At 28.1% G+C, this 2,550-nt stretch carries 2 protein-coding genes; both read left to right on the top strand.

The genetic code is table 11. The features are described 5' to 3' along the window. A partial coding sequence (locus H2277_RS08785; RefSeq protein ID WP_337201938.1) for a tRNA 2-selenouridine synthase occupies window positions 1-348 on the top strand: 348 nt, incomplete at its 5' end. Further along, window positions 348-2,550 (top strand): hypothetical protein (locus H2277_RS08780; RefSeq protein ID WP_337201937.1); only part of this gene is annotated, 2,203 nt, incomplete at its 3' end. The genes H2277_RS08785 and H2277_RS08780, both read left to right, overlap by 1 nt.

Genomic DNA, 2,550 nt, shown 5'->3' with positions numbered 1-2,550 from the left:
AATTATGATGTAGATGATCCTGACTATGATTTTAACTTCGATGATAAACCCGAATTTGCATACTATGAAGATCAATTTAAAGCATATATGGGTGAAGAAAACTATAAAAAATTAAGACCTTATTTAGGTATGACAACTTATTATGTGTGTGAGGGTAAAAAATATCCTGTTGTTTTTGCTACTATGATAGATTATAAAGTAAAAAGTTATGGATTATTTGGAGATGAAGGAAGAGGATTTAGCTTTTCTAGCATTAGTCGTAAAAGTGCAGGAGGAGGATCTTTTCATTATTTTACTAATGGTAAATTTATAAAAAGTGATGAAAAATATACAGGACAAAGTTACTAATGAACCCTAAAGAACTTATCTCTCAAATCAAAGACTATGCTGATATAGCAGATGCTAGTTATGCTATGCTTGATTTAATCGATGAGAATGATGAAAAAGGTTTTTTTGATAGTGCTTTTACTCCTCCTTTGTGGCTTTATGCAGATGGGATAAAGTTAGGGTATGAGATAGAAGATGGGTGTAATACAGGTGAAAAAATAAAAAAACTCATTTTAAATAAAATACGTAGAATAGGAGATCCTACAGCTTATGCTACCATTATAGAAGCTAGATTTTCTGCTGATCTTGTCTTTAAAAAACCTAGAAAAGACAATGAAGCTTTAGATGAGGATCAAGTTATTGGAAATAAAGCGCAAAGCTTTATTTATAGAAATCAAGAAGACAAAGAAGCAAAAGTTCAAAAAAACCTACTGGCTTTAAATTTTGCTAAACACAATAAAGATCCTAGAAAATTCAGACATCATCTTAGCCCACGTACTAAAAACTTTGTATCTCGTTATGAAGTTATAGATCATGTAAAAAATACTAGCATTAGTGGTTATTCTCATACTGTTTTTAAAGATACAAGTAAAGATGATAATACTTATATCTTGGCTTTTCGTGGCACTGAAACAGGTGGAACACAGATATTAAAAGATGCATTTTTTACAGATGGTTGTATAGCTTTGGGACTTGGAATTCCACAAGTGGTGTCTTTGATGAATTATAGTGATGAAGTTTTAAAAATCATTAGAGAAAAGCATGGGGGCGATGATTTTAAAATAGATGTTGTGGGGCATTCTTTAGGAGGACATTTGGCTCAATGTTTTTGTATCTTTGGGCAAAAAAAATATATTCAAAAACTTTATACTTATAATGGAGCTGGTATAGGAGGTGCTGTAGCAAGTCTTATAAATATTTTTATTAGAGCTGTTAGGGTTGTTTTTAAATTACTCATTAAAGGTATTAAAAAACTTTTTGGCTTTGGTATGACTAGAAAAACTTTAGATAATTGCTCTAAAGTTTTAAATATAGAAAATGGAACTGATGGTTTGATCGAAGAATGTAAAAATTCACAAGGACAAATAGATCAAAAAAGACTTGATGAATGTGCTTTAAATATAAAACAAGCAAGTAAAGGCAAAACAAGTATAGAAATACATCATATAGAAACTATAGCTAAACCTATCCCTGATAAAGAAGATTTTTCACGAGAATATAGACAAGCACTAGAGTCATCAAGATCTGTGATAGCTGATTTGGGTTATAAATATGGCTTAGATATTAAAGATAAGTTTGATTATAAAAATACAGACAAGTTGCATTTAATTCATATAGGAGAGCTTGAAAAAAATTATTTGCTAACTAGCCATTTTATGTATAATATAGTTTGGGCGAGTTATTTTTATGAGCATTTAGTAAAAAATAATGAAAATATCAAAGAATTTAAAAAGGATATTGCCTGTGCTATGGATTATCTAAATTCTTATGCACAAAATTTAATTGACTTAAGTGAGAAAAATAAGCTTTTATCAGGAGATCAAATAGATATCCAAGATGAAAATCAAAATTATATTAGTGTAGTATTGGATAAAATTTTTAATAACTTGTGTAAAAATAGCGTATATAACAAGAAAGAATTTAATCTTATTTATAAAGATATACAAGAGTTGTTTTATATAAGTGAATATAAAAATGTAAATAAATTTGTTATTCCTGATTCTTTTTTGGTTTTGGAAGCTATGCAAATTTATATAAAAATACTTGATAAATCTATATTAGAAAAACTATCTAATAATGACTTCAAGCAAGATTTAGATCATGCTGAAGCAGTTTATAAGTGGTTGCCTTTTATTGTTAAAGATAAAAATAATCAAAAAATACTTACAGAAGATAATATAGGGGAAGTCTTAAATTATAACTCCGACTGCTTTAAATGTCTTAGTTTAAGAAATGATTTAGAATTTTTTCAAGCCAGAAAAAAACAAATGATTAATTTAATTTATGAAAATCATTGCACTAGTTATTATTTAAGTAAAAATCAAATTGCTAAAACCAATATAGGATTTAATTCTGCAAGTTCAACTGCCTTTGTTGATTTAAAAGAAGAGAAATTTTTTATTTTTGCTAACCATAAAGATGTGGTTGATTGTAGAGAAATTTATGAAAGAGCTATAAGTAAAACCGGTATTTCTTTGGAAACACTTCAAAGCTACCAAGCTT

This window comes from Campylobacter sp. W0014, assembly GCF_020135975.1.
Classification (GTDB): Bacteria; Campylobacterota; Campylobacteria; order Campylobacterales; family Campylobacteraceae; genus Campylobacter_D.
Note: the sequence above shows the minus strand (reverse complement) of the source record. Positions and strands in the feature narration are given on the sequence as shown.